Source organism: Bartonella sp. CM31XJBT, assembly GCF_028618555.1.
Taxonomy (GTDB): domain Bacteria; phylum Pseudomonadota; class Alphaproteobacteria; order Rhizobiales; family Rhizobiaceae; genus Bartonella.
On record NZ_JAQITD010000009.1, the window covers coordinates 40,845 to 58,595 of the forward strand.

18 protein-coding genes and 1 pseudogene are annotated in these 17,751 nt (G+C 36.4%); 10 read left to right on the forward strand and 9 right to left on the reverse strand.

Annotated elements, in window-relative coordinates; genetic code table 11:
- Positions 1-115: 115 nt before the first annotated feature.
- Positions 116-1,735: an acyl-CoA dehydrogenase family protein gene (locus tag PVV63_RS05520; protein ID WP_273791022.1), complete on the forward strand. Its 1,620-nt coding sequence runs from the start codon at positions 116-118 to the stop codon at positions 1,733-1,735.
- On the opposite strand, the gene ruvX is transcribed toward PVV63_RS05520, so the two are convergent.
- A complete protein-coding gene (gene ruvX, locus PVV63_RS05525) occupies positions 1,720-2,199 on the reverse strand; it encodes a Holliday junction resolvase RuvX (protein ID WP_273791023.1) in 480 nt (159 codons plus the stop codon). The genes PVV63_RS05520 and ruvX overlap by 16 nt on opposite strands.
- A gap of 147 nt (positions 2,200-2,346) precedes the next feature.
- Between ruvX and gatC the strand changes: the two genes are divergently transcribed.
- Both gatC and gatA read left to right on the forward strand, forming a co-directional pair.
- Complete coding sequence (gatC, locus tag PVV63_RS05530) at positions 2,347-2,634, forward strand: Asp-tRNA(Asn)/Glu-tRNA(Gln) amidotransferase subunit GatC (RefSeq protein ID WP_273791024.1); 288 nt, start codon at positions 2,347-2,349, stop codon at positions 2,632-2,634.
- 31 nt (positions 2,635-2,665) lie between these two features.
- Positions 2,666-4,150 (forward strand): Asp-tRNA(Asn)/Glu-tRNA(Gln) amidotransferase subunit GatA, encoded by a 1,485-nt coding sequence (gatA, locus tag PVV63_RS05535; protein WP_273791025.1) that lies wholly within the window; start codon positions 2,666-2,668, stop codon positions 4,148-4,150.
- 95 nt (positions 4,151-4,245) lie between these two features.
- On the opposite strand, the gene PVV63_RS05540 is transcribed toward gatA, so the two are convergent.
- The 5 genes from PVV63_RS05540 to PVV63_RS05560 all read right to left on the reverse strand — a co-directional run bounded on the left by PVV63_RS05540 (position 4,246) and on the right by PVV63_RS05560 (position 9,104).
- On the reverse strand, positions 4,246-4,956 hold the full coding sequence (locus PVV63_RS05540; protein ID WP_273791026.1) for an ABC transporter ATP-binding protein: 711 nt from the start codon (positions 4,954-4,956) through the stop codon (positions 4,246-4,248).
- On the reverse strand, positions 4,943-5,725 hold the full coding sequence (locus PVV63_RS05545; RefSeq protein WP_273791027.1) for an ABC transporter ATP-binding protein: 783 nt from the start codon (positions 5,723-5,725) through the stop codon (positions 4,943-4,945). Before PVV63_RS05545 ends, PVV63_RS05540 begins: the two co-directional genes overlap by 14 nt.
- Positions 5,722-6,780 carry a branched-chain amino acid ABC transporter permease gene (locus PVV63_RS05550; protein ID WP_273791028.1) on the reverse strand — a complete coding sequence of 353 codons (1,059 nt, stop codon included), beginning with the start codon at positions 6,778-6,780 and terminating at the stop codon, positions 5,722-5,724. Before PVV63_RS05550 ends, PVV63_RS05545 begins: the two co-directional genes overlap by 4 nt.
- A complete protein-coding gene (locus tag PVV63_RS05555; protein ID WP_273791029.1) occupies positions 6,780-7,856 on the reverse strand; it encodes a branched-chain amino acid ABC transporter permease in 1,077 nt (358 codons plus the stop codon). Before PVV63_RS05555 ends, PVV63_RS05550 begins: the two co-directional genes overlap by 1 nt.
- A gap of 114 nt (positions 7,857-7,970) precedes the next feature.
- Positions 7,971-9,104 carry an ABC transporter substrate-binding protein gene (locus tag PVV63_RS05560; RefSeq protein ID WP_273791030.1) on the reverse strand — a complete coding sequence of 378 codons (1,134 nt, stop codon included), beginning with the start codon at positions 9,102-9,104 and terminating at the stop codon, positions 7,971-7,973.
- A 323-nt stretch (positions 9,105-9,427) separates the two neighbouring features.
- Between PVV63_RS05560 and PVV63_RS05565 the strand changes: the two genes are divergently transcribed.
- The 4 genes from PVV63_RS05565 to PVV63_RS05580 all read left to right on the forward strand — a co-directional run bounded on the left by PVV63_RS05565 (position 9,428) and on the right by PVV63_RS05580 (position 12,367).
- A complete protein-coding gene (locus PVV63_RS05565) occupies positions 9,428-10,003 on the forward strand; it encodes a cold-shock protein (RefSeq protein ID WP_273791031.1) in 576 nt (191 codons plus the stop codon).
- A gap of 251 nt (positions 10,004-10,254) precedes the next feature.
- Positions 10,255-10,767 carry a DUF192 domain-containing protein gene (locus PVV63_RS05570; protein WP_273791032.1) on the forward strand — a complete coding sequence of 171 codons (513 nt, stop codon included), beginning with the start codon at positions 10,255-10,257 and terminating at the stop codon, positions 10,765-10,767.
- A complete protein-coding gene (locus tag PVV63_RS05575) occupies positions 10,764-11,537 on the forward strand; it encodes an alpha/beta fold hydrolase (RefSeq protein ID WP_273791033.1) in 774 nt (257 codons plus the stop codon). The genes PVV63_RS05570 and PVV63_RS05575 overlap by 4 nt, the downstream gene beginning before the upstream one ends.
- A gap of 617 nt (positions 11,538-12,154) precedes the next feature.
- Positions 12,155-12,367: a DUF3126 family protein gene (locus PVV63_RS05580; RefSeq protein WP_273791034.1), complete on the forward strand. Its 213-nt coding sequence runs from the start codon at positions 12,155-12,157 to the stop codon at positions 12,365-12,367.
- A 44-nt stretch (positions 12,368-12,411) separates the two neighbouring features.
- Here the strand turns inward: PVV63_RS05580 and radC are convergent, their stop codons facing one another.
- Genes radC through sfsA form a run of 3 tightly spaced genes read right to left on the reverse strand, consistent with a single transcriptional unit; the run spans position 12,412 to position 14,763 of the window.
- Entirely contained in the window at positions 12,412-13,206 is a 795-nt protein-coding gene (radC, locus tag PVV63_RS05585) for a DNA repair protein RadC (protein WP_273791035.1), read from the reverse strand.
- 17 nt (positions 13,207-13,223) lie between these two features.
- Positions 13,224-14,054 carry a type I methionyl aminopeptidase gene (map, locus tag PVV63_RS05590; protein ID WP_273791036.1) on the reverse strand — a complete coding sequence of 277 codons (831 nt, stop codon included), beginning with the start codon at positions 14,052-14,054 and terminating at the stop codon, positions 13,224-13,226.
- Positions 14,047-14,763: a DNA/RNA nuclease SfsA gene (sfsA, locus tag PVV63_RS05595; protein ID WP_273791037.1), complete on the reverse strand. Its 717-nt coding sequence runs from the start codon at positions 14,761-14,763 to the stop codon at positions 14,047-14,049. The genes map and sfsA overlap by 8 nt, the downstream gene beginning before the upstream one ends.
- A 278-nt stretch (positions 14,764-15,041) precedes the next feature.
- On the opposite strand from sfsA, the pseudogene PVV63_RS05600 reads away from it, so the two are divergent.
- The 3 genes and pseudogenes from PVV63_RS05600 (at position 15,042) to rpsD (ending at position 17,489) form a co-directional block, all read left to right on the forward strand.
- Positions 15,042-15,879, forward strand: a pseudogene (locus tag PVV63_RS05600) (RNA methyltransferase).
- Positions 15,872-16,699 (forward strand): glutamate racemase, encoded by an 828-nt coding sequence (gene murI, locus PVV63_RS05605; RefSeq protein WP_273791039.1) that lies wholly within the window; start codon positions 15,872-15,874, stop codon positions 16,697-16,699. Before PVV63_RS05600 ends, murI begins: the two are co-directional and overlap by 8 nt.
- Positions 16,700-16,871: 172 nt before the next feature.
- A complete protein-coding gene (gene rpsD / locus PVV63_RS05610; protein ID WP_273722651.1) occupies positions 16,872-17,489 on the forward strand; it encodes a 30S ribosomal protein S4 in 618 nt (205 codons plus the stop codon).
- Positions 17,490-17,751: the final 262 nt, after the last annotated feature.

Below are 17,751 nucleotides of genomic sequence, written 5' to 3' on the forward strand. Positions count from 1 at the left end.
TTTATCTCTCTCTAAACAGGTTAAACAAGCATTTGTTTGAATATGATAAATGTTTCTTAACTCTAAAAAGACAAATAGTCTATGATATGAATGATTTGAATGTAGGAATATACCTATGAGTGCTGTATCTGCGCAAAATACTCGTCGAAAAAATACATTTCTTAGCGATACGCTTATGTTTCGTATTGCTTCTACTTTGCCTAAGTTTTTGTTAGCAAGTTTTGAAGAAATAGGGGATTTTGCCGCGAGTCGAGAAGCATGGAAACTTTCTTGCTTAGCGAATCATTATAAGCCTTTACTATGCTATAATGATGAATGGGGGCAACCAACAGAAAAATTAGAGATCCATTCTTCCTATCAAGCTCTTCAACAATATTCTAGACAAGCAGGTTTGGTTACCTCACTTTGGGAAAATGCGAGTTCAGAAAATGGAGTACGCTATCAAGCGCGTGCGATTCGTTTAGCTTTATCTGCTGGTTTAGAAACAGGACATTTAAATGAAGTTATCATAACGAGTGCAGCTATTGCTGTTTTAATTAGTGATATTGAGCTCTTCAAAAAATGGCAAAATGTACTTTTATCACGCCAATATGATTCTTCATCAAAGCCTATTCATCATAAAAAGGCTGCTTCTCTAACTTGTGCATTTGACGATATTGAAAAATACGCTTTCAATTTTCCAAGTGTTAAGAAAATTTCTTTCGATGAAAGTATGGAACGTGATCTATATCGTTTAAATGTTGTAAAAACCAATGTTATTAATCCTACCGCTGACGGATATCTTGTTAGTGCAGATTTAAATGGTCATTTAAGTTGTTTTTTTATTCCACGCATACAAGAAAATGGCGCATTAAATGGATCTATATCGATTCGTCATTTAATTCAGCGTTCTGGAGAACTTTTAACACCAGAGGGGGTTGTCGATTTCCAAGGCAGTTATGGCTGGCTTTTGGGAAATGCTGGAGAAGGGCTTAAAGTTATTAAAGATATCGAGACGATGATGCGTTTCGATCAATCTGTCATATCGGCAGGTGTTTTACGAGCGGCTCTTCAATTTGGTATAGATTTTTTCCGGAAAAAAATGCCCAATCAGCCGTTACCTCCACTGACAGAACGTATTTTTGCAGATATTGCATTAGATATAGCTGCCTCACAAGCATTGGTTTTGCGTTTAGCGAGAGCATTTGACAATGCAGCAAATGACCGTTCTGAAGCAGCTTTTGCCCGTATTATGACACCTATTATTGCTTATCATGTAAGTCAATTGGTTGTGCCTATTATTGGTGAAATTATTGCACAACTTGGTATTGAAAGTTTTATAGAGAATAATCCATTATCACAAATGTTGCATAATGGGCCTGCGCGAATTGTGAGAAATAGTTCTGCTAATCAATTGGTAAAGGATGCCATTCTTATTGCTGAAAAAGCACCGGGATTGTTTCAGAAATTGTTGGAAAAAATTGCTCTTGATATTGGACCAGCGGGACCCAGAGCAATTGAAATCATTAAGTCAGCAGGTGATATGGCATCAGCAAATGAAGGTGCAGGAAGGTTTTTTGTTGAACAGGTAGCTTATGCAGCAGCAGCAGCAGCATTACGTTCTACAGACATAGAACATGTTGCAAATGCCTATATGGAAAGCCGCCTTGGGGGACAATGGAGATCTTCTTACGGGATGCTCATCGCACGATATAATGCAGGGCATTTGCTCAATGTCCTCTATCCTTCCATATGATGAAAGTGTTGAATTCTATTGAGAGCACCTTGCAATATAAAAGCGGCGGCTGCCGAATCAATACGGCTTGCTCTTTTAGCGCGCGATACATTCATTTCTAAAAGAGACCGTTCCGCAGCAATTGTTGATAAACGTTCGTCCCAAAAAACAAATGGAATTTTTGTATAAGCTTTCATATTGCTCACAAAAGCTCTGGTTGCTTGAACACGAGAGCCACTACTTCCATTCATGTTAAGAGGTAAGCCAATGATAATAACGCCTACATTTTCACGGTCAAAAATTTTAATAAGTGTGTAAGCATCTTCTGTAAATTTTTTTCGCTGTAGTACAGGACGCGGATTTGAGACAGTCAGCCCCATATCAGAAATGGCAATTCCGATAGTTTTTGTCCCTAAATCTAAGCCTGCTATTGTTTGTCTAGGCAAAAGATGTGTTATAACTTCATCTATATTAATAACAGTCATAAGGGGATAATACGTTTTTTAATGTTTCAGATCTATAGTTATATTCTTTATTCATGTTATCTAATATTCTTGCACTTACAAGTGCAGCCTTGTATAGCCAGAATAAAGATCAATAAATAAACAAAAAAGCAGAAAGGCGTAAAGAGTATGTCTGTTGATCAAGAGACAGTCAAGCGGATAGCACATTTAGCAAGGATTGCCCTCCACGATGATGAGATAGAACCTGTGACAAAAAAATTCAATGCTATTTTAGGTTTTGTAGAACAATTGAATGAAGTTGATGTCAGTGGAATTGAGCCATTAACATCTGTGATGCCAATGACTCTACGAATGCGTGAAGATAGTGTTACAGATGGTGATAAAGCAGCAGATATTGTAGCCAATGCTCCTGTTACAGAAGAAAATTTTTTTCTTGTCTCAAAAATTGTTGAGTAATTTTTTATATTTTTGAAATTTGAGAACCAATATGACTGATTTAACAACCCTCACAATTGCGCAAGCTCGTGATGTTTTAACAAAGAAGAATCTCAAAGCAACAGAATTAACGGAAGCTTATTTACAAGCAATAGAATTAGCTAATCCAATTTTGAATGCTTATGTAACAATAACAGCAGAACAGGCAATGAAAATGGCTGCTGAATCAGACAGTCGCTTAGCGAAAGGGCAGGGAGGGCTTTTAGAAGGAATCCCCTTGGGGATTAAAGATCTTTTTGCAACCTATGGTGTTCATACTCAAGCCTGTTCATATATCCTTGATGGTTTTAAACCGCACTATGAATCAACTGTCACAGCTAATTTATGGCAAGACGGTGCTGTGATGTTAGGAAAACTTAATATGGATGAGTTTGCTATGGGCTCATCCAACGAAACATCATATTATGGCCCCGTTATTAGTCCATGGAGAAAAAAAGGCTCGAATGAAAAACTCGTACCCGGTGGTTCATCGGGAGGATCTGCTGCCGCTGTTGCTGCACAAATTTGTGCTGGGGCAACAGCAACAGATACAGGTGGCTCAATACGTCAACCAGCAGCGTTTACTGGAACTGTAGGAATAAAACCAACTTATGGACGTTGTTCGCGATGGGGCGTTGTCGCGTTTGCTTCATCTCTTGATCAAGCTGGACCTGTTGCCAGAGATGTTCGTGATTGTGCTATCTTACTCAGATCAATGGCCTCTTTTGATGAAAAAGATTCTACTTCCGTCAATTTACCAGTTCCTGATTATGAGAGTTATCTTGGTCAATCAATCAAAGGAATGAAAATAGGTATTCCAAAAGAATATCATGTGGATGGAATGTCTCCAGAAATTATTGAGCTTTGGCAAAAAGGAATAAATTGGTTAAAAGAAGCAGGTGCTGAGATTAAGGATATTTCTTTGCCTCATACAAAATATGCTCTACCTTCTTATTACATTATAGCTCCTGCAGAAGCCTCTTCTAATTTAGCGCGTTATGATGGTGTGCGTTTTGGTTTGCGCATGCCTGGAAAAGACATCATTGAGATGTATGAAAATACACGTTCTGTTGGTTTTGGTAATGAAGTTAAGCGGCGTATTTTGGTGGGGACTTATGTCCTTTCATCTGGTTATTATGATGCCTGTTATCTAAGAGCTCAAAAAGTAAGAACACTCGTAAAACGTGATTTTGATCAATGTTTTGCTTCAGGCATTGATGCTATTTTGACACCAGCAACACCAACACCTGCTTTTGGTATTGCTGATGAAAAAATAAAAACTGATGCTGTAGCAATGTATCTTAATGATATTTTTACGGTACCAGTCAATATGGCTGGTTTACCAGGAATTTCTGTTCCTGCTGGTCTGTCATCAAATGGTTTACCTCTAGGATTGCAATTGATTGGTAAACCTTTTTCTGAAGAAGTCATTTTTCAGATAGCGCATATTATTGAACAAGAAGCAGGAATATTCAGTGCAGAAAAATGGTGGATGTAATAGTCAAAATTCACAAAGGAGCATTTCTCATCCTTAATGAGAAATGCTTTTTTAAAGGTGGAGGGAATGAGCTCTATTTCCTTAATTCGTAGTTTTTATCCACCAAGATAGGCTTCTTTAACACGCGAATCAGAGAGCATAGTTTTTCCTTCACCGTGAAATAAAATATGTCCTACCTCTAAAATATAAGCATAGTCAGCTATGGAAAGTGCAGCAAATGCATTTTGTTCAATAAGAAGAACAGTTTTTCCCATATCATTAATTTTTCGAATAATAGAAAAAATTTCTCGAACGAGAAGTGGCGCTAACCCCAACGAGGGTTCATCTAATATGACCATATCAGGATTGCTCATGAGTGCACGGCCCACAGCAACCATCTGTTGTTCACCACCTGACATTGTTCCTCCCAACTGTTTTGCTCTTTCACGTAGGCGCGGAAAAAGGTCAAATATCCATTCAATATCACGGGAAATTCCCTGCTTATCGTGACGAATATAAGCACCTAGATGAAGATTCTCTAAAACAGTGAGATGGGGCATGATACGTCGTCCTTCAGGACTTAGAGCAATCCCTAATCGCAAAATCTCTTCTGGTGATTTTTTAATAATAGATTTGCCATTATAGGTAATTTCTCCATAAACAGAGCGATTAAGTCCTGTAATAGAACGTACAATACTGCTTTTTCCTGCACCATTGGCTCCAATTAAAGTGACAATACTGCCCCGCTTTATGGACATAGAAAGATTTTGGACAGCTTTAATGGCGCCATAATGAACGTAAAGATTTTTTATTTTAAGAATATCCATAAACATCTCCGCCAAGATAAGCTTCAATAACTTTAGGGTTATTACGAATTTCATCTGGTGTACCATTGGCAATGCAACAGCCATATTCCATAACCAAAATATGTTGGCAAAGCCCCATAACCACTTTCATATCGTGCTCAATAAGAAGAATTGTAAGATCAAAGTCTTTTTGCACTTTTGCGATGAATTTTCTAAGATCTTCACTTTCTTGTGGGTTCATGCCAGCAACAGGTTCATCAAGAAGAAGCAATTTGGGCTTTGTGGCTAACGCGCGTGCAATTTCTAGACGTCGTTGCACACCATAAGGTAAAGCTGTTGCCGATTGATTGGCAAGGTGATCAAGTTGTAGCTGTTCAAGGAGCTCCAAGGAATTTTTATAAACTTCCTTCTTTTCTTTCATTGCTTTTGAAAAAAATAGAGCTGAAGAAAACCAAGGATATTTTTGTCGAACATGCGCTCCTACCATAACATTCTGCAAAACCGTTAACCCTGAAAAAAGACGAATATTTTGAAATGTTCTGGCAATATGGCTTCTACAGATAATATAAGGAGACGCTCCAGAAATTTTTTTCTCATCAAAAAGAATGATGCCGCTTGTAGGAGCATAAAATCCAGAAATCATATTGAAAACTGTTGTTTTTCCAGCACCATTGGGACCAATTAACCCAGTAATACTTCCTCGTTTAATTGCCATATTAACATTATTTACAGCAACTAATCCGCCAAAACGCATTACAATATTATTGAGTGAAAGGATGTTGTCGTTCATAGCTTTCCCTCAGTATTAGAAAGCTTTTTGCGTGTCAAAAAGCTATAAATTCCATTCCATGAGAATTCTCGTTGTCCCATTAACCCTTTTCTCCAAAACAAAATAATTACCAGCAATAAAAGAGAAAAAACAACCATACGAAGTCCTGGGGTTTCTGGAATATGTATAAAACCTAAGTCAAATGGACTTTCAATAATACGAAGCCATTCAAGCATTACTGTAATAATAATGCTGCCAATAATGCTCCCTGTAATTGAACCGAGACCACCAGCAACAACAATCATCAAAATATTAAAAGTCAAAAGAAAATTAAACATTTTTGGATCAATGGTTGAAATAAGAGCCGCCATTAATGCGCCACCTATACCTGCAAAAAACGCTCCAACAGTAAAAGAAAAACTACGGTAGAAAAAAGCGTTAATTCCCATAGTTTTCGCAGCTATTTCATCATCACGGATAGCACGTAATACGTTACCAGTATTGCTTTGCAGTAAGAGGACAATAAAGAGAACAGTAAATGCTAGCCAACCGTAGTTCCACCATAATGTTGCATTTTGAGGTATTCCTTTGATTCCCAAAGAGCCATTTGTGAGCGATGTTGCGTTCGTAATGACAATGCGAATAATTTCTGCAAAACCTAATGTTGCAATTCCAAGATAATCACCACCAAGACGCAATATTGGTAAAGCAATCAATAAACCTACAACTGCAGCACACAAACCACTTACAACAACAGCGATAAAAAAAGGTAACTGTAAATGGTATAATGGTTCAGCAATAGGATCAAGAATCCACATCATTTCTTTTTGTTCAGGGGAAAGAAGTAAAATTGCGCAAACATAAGCACCAATAGCCATAAATCCAGCATGTCCAAGAGAAAACATACCTGTGAAACCGTAAATCAAATTAAGCGAAATTGCCAATATCGCATTAATAGCAATCAGATTTATGATACGAAGCGTATAGTCATTAAAATGGCTATCAGCATAAAATAAAAAACCTATAAAAACGAAAATACTTATACACGATAAAACAGTTGTCGCTGACTTCGCCATTAGATTTTCTCCTGACTTCTTTTACCCATTAATCCTGTAGGCAATATCAATAAAATCAGAATCAATAAAATGAAAGCGAAGGCATCTCGATATCCAGATAGCGCGGGAAAAAATGCGATAATCATAATTTCAATAAACCCTAATAACAATCCTCCCAACATTGCACCTGGTATCGAACCAATACCTCCGATAACAGCAGCGATAAATGCTTTGAGACCAGGAAGAACACCCATATAAGGCTGAATTTGAGGATAACGTAAAGACCACATAATGCCTGCTATGGCGGCAAGAGCTGAGCCTATTCCAAATGTAAACGCAATAACTTTATTGACAGACACACCCATCAAACGTGTTGTTTCAATATCATGGGAGATTGCGCGCATAGCAAGACCCGGTTTTGTTTTATGGATAATCCATAATAGTAATAAAATAAGAATTAATGACACAAAGGGAACGATCAAAGACATGGGAGCAATTCTGATGATACCATCTGCTCCTGATCCTAGATGCCATAAAAATGGTGTTACAAGAAAATCTGGCTGTTGTACACCTTTCGGAACACCACTAAAGAGTACAGTAGCAAGATTTTCAATAAAAAAAGAAACACCGATTGCACCGATAAGTGCCGAAATGCGCGGAGCATGGCGTAGAGGTTTATAAGCAAATTGATCAACAGCAACACCCACAGCACTTGTAATAAAAATGGAAAAACAAAGAGCTAAAACCCAAATCGGTGTAAAATCTTGTGGGGAAATTTTAAAATAATAAACAAATCCTAGCGCAAGAATTAAAAAAGTAGCAATCCAATAAATTGGAGGACGCCTTTTAAAGCCTATAAAGACCGAATAATAAACAAGAGCAGCAAGGAACAAAAGAAGAAAAGCTGCCCAAGCAGGCATAAAGCCAATTGTGGAAAAGAAAACAAAATATGCTCCCAGCATAAAGATATCACCGTGAGCAAAATTAATGAGTCTCAGTATACCGTAGACCATGGTGTAGCCAATAGCAATAAGCCCATAAAGAGATCCCAATGCCAGTGCATTAAAAAAGTACTGGATGAACATTTCAGTGCTCATCTCTCATCCTTCCACATTTGTTAATTTACATAGGACAATAAGAAATTTCTAAGTTTTTGGTTGAGAAAAAGATCCTCAACCAATTCTTGCATTTTAATAAGTACAACTTTTTAATTAAAAAGCAGGTTTAACTTCTTCTAAATAAACACGTTTTCCATCCTGTATTTTAATGATACCAATAGGAATTTTAGGATTATGATTTTCATCCATTGACATATCCCCAAAGGGGGTAGGAAAATCTTTTAATTGGCTAAGTGCGATAGTAATTTTTTCACGATCAGTGCTACCAGCATTTTCAATAGCCTTCATGAACATCATATAACTCGTGTATCCCAAAACAGAATTGATATTTGGTTCTTTGTCAGGGTAAGCTTTTTTCCATTCTTTTGTGAATTCTTGCGCAGCTACTGACATATTTGGCATATCCTCACTATAGGGAAGTGTCGTATGTAAGAAACCTTCTGCAGCTTTTCCTGCAATCGTAATGGTTTCTGGATTATCCATAGCATCTCCACCCATAATTTGAAACTTAGCCCCTAATTCTCGTGCTTGTTTCATGATGATAGCACCTTCAGAAAAGTAAGATGGAATGAATAAGATATCAGGTTTCTGGGCGATAATTTGCGTGAGAACAGCTGAAAAGTCCTGATCTCCAGAATTATAATTTAAATTTGAGATAACTTCACCACCTAATTTTTTGAAAGCACGCGTAAAATAACTTGCAAGACCAATAGCATAATCGCTTGAAATATCTTTAAGGATAGCAGCCTTTTTTGCGTGTAAAGTTTGGCTTACATAAGTTGCGATTCCTACTCCTTGATAGGAATCAATAAAGCAAGCACGAAAGTAATATTTTTTACCCTGTGTAACAAGGGGACTTGTTGAGGACGTTGCAATGGTTGGAGTCTTTGCCTTTTCAGATATTTCACCACCTGCTAACGAGAGCGAAGAACCATAGCTACCAATGATTCCACTCACTTTTTCACTTGCTGTTAAACGCATAACAGCATTAGCCGCTTCTACTTTATCAGACTTATTATCAATAATAACAAGTTCTACTTTACGTCCTAAAATTTCTGGAACTTTTTTATGGGCTAATTCTATACCTCTAATTTCAAGCTGACCTCCAAATGCATTTTGACCACTTAATGGAAGATAAACACCAATCTTAATAGGTTCACTCGCATAAACATTTGCTGTAAATGCCATAAATGCTGCGATTATCGTAAGGATTTTCTTCAATTGCATTGCGCATTTTCCTTAATTGAATTGTCGTTTTTTCACCTTATATTGAACTTCTTCATCATGCAAGTTACACATTAATCAAAATATCATTATGTAAAAAAACTTTTATATGACCTCTTTTGTAGGGCACTTCTTGTAAGGTATGTAAAGTGTACAATCAAATAGTTTTATAAATATTCATGTTGATATTCTCTGACATGAACATAGAAGATACGACAATGTGGGGAAATCTTATCTTGGGGCTTGCGTGTTGATACAAGAGCAATGTTTACTTAAACCTAGAGAATCAATATCGTACAATTTATAAGCTACAGGATCACGTTATTATGACGAGTAAGGATGCATTAAAGGATTGTTCCCCATCTGAGGATAGTATAGGTGCTTGTGGGGAGATTATCGAAATCAGTGGTGTCATTAAGTGGTTTGATGGTAGTAAGGGGTATGGATTTATTGTACCTGATTTACCTCATTTCCCCGATATATTATTGCATGTTACAGTAATGCGAAGGGATGGTTTTCAAACAGCTTTGGAGGGAGCTAAAGTCATTTGTGCTGTGGAAAAAACTGAACGAGGATTAAAGTGCGTTCAGGTGAAATCCATAGATTGTTCTTCAGCGATTCATCCATCAGAAGTTCCAGCCCGTACCCATGTTGTTGTTACTCCAGAAAGTGGACTAGAACGAGCAATTGTTAAATGGTTTAATCGTGACAAAGGATACGGTTTTCTTAGCCGTGGGCAAGGAACGGAAGATATTTTTATTCATATGGAAACATTGCGCCGTTTTGGTTTAGCAGAGCTTCGTTCCGGTCAAGTTGTTCTTGTACGGTTTGGTAAAGGAGAAAAAGGTTTAATGACAGCAGAGATTTATCCGGATATAGGCATTCCTTTAGCTACGCATTAAATTTCACGAGTGAAATCAGTATGTTTCCTGTGTTTTTAAAGGTGATTGTTTCATAAATTGCTATAGAAGTAGATTTTTAAAGAAAATATAGCTCTCGTGAATCTATAAACCAAATGAAGGAAATTGTGCATATTACGTTGAAAGAAACTAGAAAATAACAAGGAAGCAATTCTCTTGTTTTTTGACTTTTAAACTCTGGTACTTTTTATTTTATAAACAAAATTTAAAATTTTTCTGTGGTGGAGACAAGAATGTTAAAGCCTTTTAAAAAGGGGCATATTGTTTTATTGGTGATGCTTTTTATGCTAGATATGCGTGTTGTTGTAGCAAAGGAGCCCATAGAGATTCCTGTGCATCCGATTCCTTTAGAAATACATACAAAGCAAGGTCCGGTTTTTTATAAGGTAGAGATTGCTTTTACGCCATCTCAAGCAGCAGCTGGTTTAATGTATCGAACTGATTTTCCACGCGATCGTGCAATGCTCTTTAAGCAGCTAAAAAGTTCTCAATCGGGAGATGAGCAGAAAATTTTTATGTGGATGGCAAATACCCCTTTACCTTTAGATATGATTTTTTTAAACTCTGAGGGAATTATTGTATCGATTGTTGAAAATACTTCTCCATTTTCAACAAAGACCATTTCATCAGAAGTTCCTGCAGCTTTTGCACTTGAGATTAACGCTGGTGAAATTTCTGAAAAAAAGATACAAAAAGGGCAACGTGTTATTCATCCTGTACTTTGTGGAAAGTGCAATAAAAAATGACCGCTGAAGATATTCGTTTTTTTGAATATAATGGTTTGCGATTTGCTTATCGAGAAGAAGGGCAGGGCGCGCCTATTTTGTTGATCCATGGTTTTGGATCTTCTGCACGGGTGAATTGGTATGCAACGGGTTGGTTTCGTATTCTCACTGAAGCAGGATATCGTGTTATTGCTCTTGATAATCGCGGTCACGGAGATTCAGTTAAAAGTTATGATCCTGTCTTTTATACACCTCAAGCTATGGCTGGCGACGCTGTAAAGTTACTACAGCATTTAGAGTTATCTAAAGCTCATGTTATGGGATATTCTATGGGGGCTCGTATTAGTGCTTTTATGGCTCTTTTGCATCCAACATATGTACACAGTGTTATTTTTGGTGGTTTAGGTATTGGTATGGTGACGGGAGCAGGAAATTGGGAGCCCGTTGCTGAGGCCCTTTTAGCAGAAGATATTTCCACCATTACCAATGCACGCGGTTTAATGTTCCGTAAATTTGCAGATCAAACGAAAAGCGATAGACGTGCTCTTGCTGCTTGTATCATTACATCAAAACAGGAGTTAACGGCGTCTGAAGTTTACAAAATCAAACAACCAGCACTTGTTGCTGTTGGTTCATTAGATGAAATTGGCGGTGCTGCAGAGCCATTGGCAGCCTTGTTGCCTTGTGGTGAAGCTATATCAATTCCTGATCGAGATCATATGCTTGCTGTAGGCGATAAAGTTTATAAAAAAGGTGTTATCGATTTTCTTTCTCGTTATCCTATAAAATAAGAATTCTTCATAGCTTTTAGAATTTACAGAAATACCCAATATTTTTATCTCGTATAAATTAAAAAAGCTTATTTAAAAATCTTTCTTTTGTGACATAAGTTTTTATAAAGAATGAAAAGAAAAATAAACTCTTATTAGCTTATTTTGTATATTTTTCAGAGATGTAACTCTTCTAAGATTAGATAATTATACTTTAAAAGTTATTAAAAAGAATTATTTTTGAATGATGTAATAAATATTTTTTGCTAAAAAATGTAGTTTTAAATAAAAAAATATTGTTATTTATATTTTTTATAAAAGGAACAAAATTATAAATTATTGATCAATTTATTCTTACGAATATGCATTCTAAATACAGATGCTAAAATTGGAGATAAAGTAAAATTATTAAAAATATACAGTTTTTTTTGCCATTTTTTAATCTATACGGGTATATTTAATAATGATAGACTCTTTTTGTAAACGTTCTTTATAAATTTATAAAGAACGTTGTAAATATATGTAACATTAAGTAAATATTCAGATTATGCTTTTTTACTGACTTTACAGAATCATAAGAGTGTCTTATTTGCGCGACACGCAATTATTTTAATCGTTTCAAAAAACAGGAGAGCATAGTGAATGCTGATGAAATAAAAAAACTTAATAATTATTTTAAAAATATATTCCAAAACTCAGCATTGCAAGTCAGAGCACGGCCTAAAAAGAGTGATTCTTGTGAGGTTTATATGGGAGATGAGTTTTTAGGCATTATCTATCGAGATGAAGATGAAGAAGAGCTCTCCTATAATTTCTCAATGGCTATATTAGATATTGATTTAGAAAATTGATTCGTTATTCATAGTTGAATGAAGTCTTTTTTATCCCATAAGATTTATATAAGTTTTAACGCTTTAAAGCTCGTATGGTTATTTCGTGCAATAATAAGATGGTCATGGATAATAATGCCTAATGCATTTGCTGCATCTTTTAATCTATATGTCATTGTTATATCTGCATCAGAGGGGGTGGAATCGCCAGAAGGGTGATTGTGGACTAAGATAAGTCCTGAGGCGGATAACTCTAAAGCTCGAGAAATAACTTCACGAGGATAAACAGGGGTATGATCAATGGTTCCAGTTTGTTGCACCTCATCAGCAAGCAAGCCGTTTTTCTTATCAAGAAACAAAATACGAAATTGTTCACGTGTTTCGTGAGCCATAACAGCTTTACAATAAGCTAAAACTTTATCCCATGATGAAAAAATATCGCGTTTAAACAATTGCGCACGAGCAAGACGTCCAGCAACATCTGAAATAATTTTTAAATCAATTGCAGTGGCGGGACCACATCCTGGAATTTCTTGAAGTCGGTGAATATCCGCTCCCAACACATCAGCTAATGAACCAAAACGCGCTATCAAATTTTTAGCTATGGGTTTTGTGTTTGCACGGGGTATTGTGCGAAAAAGCAATAATTCAAGATACTCATAATCTTCAATTGCATTTCCTTTTGACTTTAAATAGCGCTTCCGAAGACGTTCACGATGTCCTTGATAATGTTTATGAAGCTGTGCGTTTTTCTGAGGCTCTTCACTTTTTCTTTCTGATACTGGGGTGAGTGGAGAGCTCGATGTTAATGCAAAGTGATTACTTTGAGTACCTTCCTTTTGATTTAATTTTTTAGCCATAACATCTCTACGTTGCGTTAGGTATGCGAATTTGGAATATAAAAAATATTTTTAGGAGATTGCGTAAATATTTCATATCCTTCATTTGTCACACCAATTGTATGTTCATATTGTGCTGTCAGAGAACGGTCACGGGTAACAGCAGTCCAACCGTCAGATAAAATCTTAACTTGTGGTTTACCAAGATTAATCATAGGCTCAATTGTAAACATCATACCTTGTTTTAATTCGACTCCTTCTCCAGGGTTTCCATAATGGAGGATATTGGGAGCATCATGAAAAAGCTGGCCGATACCATGTCCGCAAAAGTCTCTCACAATTGAACAGCGTTCGGATTCTGCATACTGTTGAATGGCTGCCCCGATATCACCTGTCGTTGCTCCAGGCTTAACGACAGCGATTCCTTTCATAAGACTTTCATAGGTTATTTTTAGCAAGCGTTCTGCTGCACGCCTAATTTTTCCAACAGGATACATTCGGCTTGAATCCCCATGCCAACCATCAAGGATAAAGGTTACATCAACATTTACAATATCACCTTCTTGCAAAGGTCTTTTATTGGGAATGCCATGGCAGACAACGTGATTGATAGATGTACAGCATGAATGGCTGTATCCATGATAATTTAGATCAGCAGGAAGTGCTCCTCGCTTAGCTCCAAAAACGAATACAAAATCATCAATTTCTTGCGTAGTAACGCCCGGCTTAATAATATCCGTAAGCGCATCAAGGCATTCTGCAGCAATACGACCAACTTCACGCATTTTAGCAAAAGCATAATCATCGAAAATGCGGATTTTTCCATTAAATTTTAAAGGGATTTTATTATATTCGATATACTCAGTCATTGTTTCTTCTATTTTCTATTTTTACTCTCTGAATCGGAAAAATGCCTTCTACACTTACATGACACTTTACAGCATAACATTCTACCCCTGATTTTAATGCTAAATCAAACTTACGTCCATAGAGTGGATCAAGATCATGACAAATTGTAAAAGCTGTGCAATCTTCTCGTTGAATAATATAAAGCATAGCAGCTCGTTTTCCTTGTTGTACAACTCCTATGAGCTCATCAAGGTGACGTGCACCACGTTTTGTTTCGCTATCAGGAAATTCTGCTAATCCTTTCTGACGAATAAAATGAACATTTTTGACTTCTAGGTAACAATCAGGAAGAATGTCATCTTGTAAAAGAAAGTCAATTCGTGATTGTGTCCCATAGCGTTGTTCTTTTAAAATTGTTTTATATCCACTTAATTCTGGTAGTAATCCGTTTTGAATTGCCTCTAACGCAAGCTTATTGGGTAAAGAAGTATTAATGCCAACCAAAGTATTATCGGCTTCAATAATTTCTAATTGATAGGCATATTTTCGTTTGATGTCGTTATGATAAGAAAGCCAAATATTGGAGTTGAAAGCTGTTAATCCAAGCATTGATCCTGTATTAGGTACAGACACGGTGAGGACATGCTGATCATCTTGTTGAACATCTGCAAGGAAACGTTTATAACGACGGATAAGCTTTGCAGGAAAAAGTTTGGGAATAAAGTGCATATCCCTTTTTAGGATTTATGATTTCATAATTCAACTGAGATTATGATTTGCAGGGGCTGTTTCCTATTAAAAGTAGATAAAATTGATGTAAAAAACGCTACGATATCGTTCACTTTAATGGCTTTTAAAATTTATTATTAGGTTTAGAAACTATTATCTTTGAATGAAAAGATAACATTGTCTATAATTTATTATTAAACAGCATTAGAGTATTGTGAAAAAGGTTTCGTAAAAAATAGTGGAGAGGGAGATAGTTTAAGTGAAACTAGGTAAGATTGATGGCAGGAACGAATAAGAATCGTGAAAATTTAACAAATGGTCCCATTATTATTTTAGTTGAACCGCAGCTTCCTGAAAACATTGGTATGGTCGCAAGGGCAATGGCAAATTTTGGGCTTTCTAAGCTTCGATTAGTCAATCCTCGAGAAATGTTTCCAAATGAAAAAGCTAGAGCTGCTGCAAGTAAAGCTGATCATGTCATTAACAATGCTGTGATTTTTAACACATTGCGTGATTCAATTGCAGATTTACACTATGTTTTTGCCACAACAGCACGTGAAAGATGTGGATTTAAAACTGTAAAAAGTGCTGTCGAAGCAGCAAGCGTATTACGTCAGCGTGAAAGTATCGGACATAAGACAGGTATTGTCTTTGGAAGAGAGAGATGGGGACTAGAAAATGATGAAATCAGCCTTGTTGATGAAATTATTACTTTTCCAGTTAATCCTGCTTTTGCGTCACTTAATATTGCGCAAGCGGTTCTTTTAATGTCTTACGAATGGATGAAAACTGGTTTAGAGAATGTCAGCGATACGGCATTTCGTGCCGCAGAGATGGAACCTGCAAATAAAACAATATTTCATGGTTTTTTATCTCAGTTAGAAGAGGCTTTGAATATCCGTGGGTATTTTAGACCCCCAGAACGCAAAGAAGTAATGATTGCAAATTTGCGCTCTGTTTTTACGCGCGCTAACTTTAGTGAACCTGAGGTTCGTTTATTGCGAGGCATTATATCTTCTTTGGATCATTTTTCGCCACAATATCCACGAGGGAGTAGAGCACCTGAAGAACGTGATCGTAAAAAAATTAAAAATAAGTGTGAAAACTAATGGATGAACGACCTGTTCTTTTTTTTGATAGCGGTATTGGTGGTTTAACAGTGTTTAGGGAAGCGCGTATTCTTATTCCTGAAATGCAATTTATCTATGTTGCTGATGATGCAGGATTTCCTTATGGAAATTGGAAAGAAAATATTTTGAAAGAGCGTATTTTGAAGATTTTTACAAATCTTTTAACACGCTACAATCCAGCTTTATGTGTGATTGCTTGCAACACTGTTTCTACACTGATGATAGCAGATTTACGACAGAATTTTCCTCATGTCCCTTTTGTAGGAACGGTTCCTGCAATTAAATCAGCTGCAGAACAAACAAAATCTGGTTTTATTTCCGTATTAGCGACTCCTGGAACAGTTAAACGTGCTTATACAAATGAATTAATTAACTCTTTTGCTGGACAGTGTCATGTTCAGCTTGTGGGAAGTAAAAAGCTGGCTGGACTTGCTGAAGATTATTTACGGGGAAAATCTATCGATTCAGAAGAGTTAAGAAAAGAAATCCTGCCATGTTTTGTGGAAAAAAATGGACAATATACGGATGTTATTGTTTTAGCCTGCACACATTATCCTTTTTTGATTAATTTCTTTCGTGAACATGCTTTATGGTCCGTTGAGTGGATTGATCCGGCGAAAGCGATCGCCAAACATATCAGATCTTTATTACCATTGTCGGGAGAAATACACCATCAATATATAAAGAAATATCAAGATTTTGCGTTGTTGACATCGAAAAATATCACTTCTTTAACGGAGAATTTGTTTAAAGGATTTGGCTTAAAACTCATGAAAGGAGTTGACTTTGGGTTACGAGACCAATAATGATGATCTAGCTATTTTTTCAAGAAAATAGCATTAATTGACGTGTCCCGTGGATAACTTTGCATATTGATATGTTAAGGTATTCTGTCAGTCTTTATAGTATTTAAAGGCAGAGGAGGGCGCGTTTCCTTGGGGTCTTAAGATCTCGTGTTTTATTTTATAAGGAAATGCGATGAGTAAACGCGAAACAACAAAGTATAAAATTGACCGTCGTATGGGAGAAAATATTTGGGGGCGTCCAAAATCTCCTGTCAATCGTCGTGATTATGGTCCAGGTCAGCATGGACAGCGTCGTAAAGGAAAACTTTCTGACTATGGGGTGCAGTTGCGCGCTAAACAGAAATTGAAAGGGTTTTATGGAGATATTTCAGAAAAACAATTTCATAAAACCTATGAAGAGGCAGCTCGTCGACGGGGCGATACTGGCGAAAATCTTATCGGTCTGTTAGAATCACGTTTGGATGCTGTTGTTTATCGTGCAAAATTCGTACCTACGATTTTTGCTTCTCGCCAATTTATCAATCACGGTCATGTTAATGTCAATGGGCGGCGCACAAATATTCAATCTTATCGTTGTAAACCAGGTGATGTTATTGAGGTTCGGGAAAAATCGAAACAACTTGTTTTAGTGTTAGAATCAGTGCAATTGGCAGAACGTGATGTCCCTGATTATATTGAAGCAGATCATAAACAGATGAAAGCAACCTTTACGCGTATTCCTGCTTTTGCAGATGTTCCTTATGCTGTGCAAATGGAACCTAATTTGGTTGTTGAATTTTATTCTCGATAATTTTTCTGTAAGAGAAATTGTTTCTCTCTTCTAGTATGATAACTTCAAAATATTGTGTTATTCTTACAATATTTGAAGTTAATAAGTTCTTTTTGTAAATGGTTCTATATTAAGTTTATTGCTATGTTTTATAGTCATAAATTTGTATAGTTCCATTTCTTTTTTGTGTATCTAATTTATAAATTCAAAAAACATAAATGTAAGCTTGCTTTAATATTTTTTTATCTTTGCAAAACGAGCTGTTTATTGTGCAGGATATGGT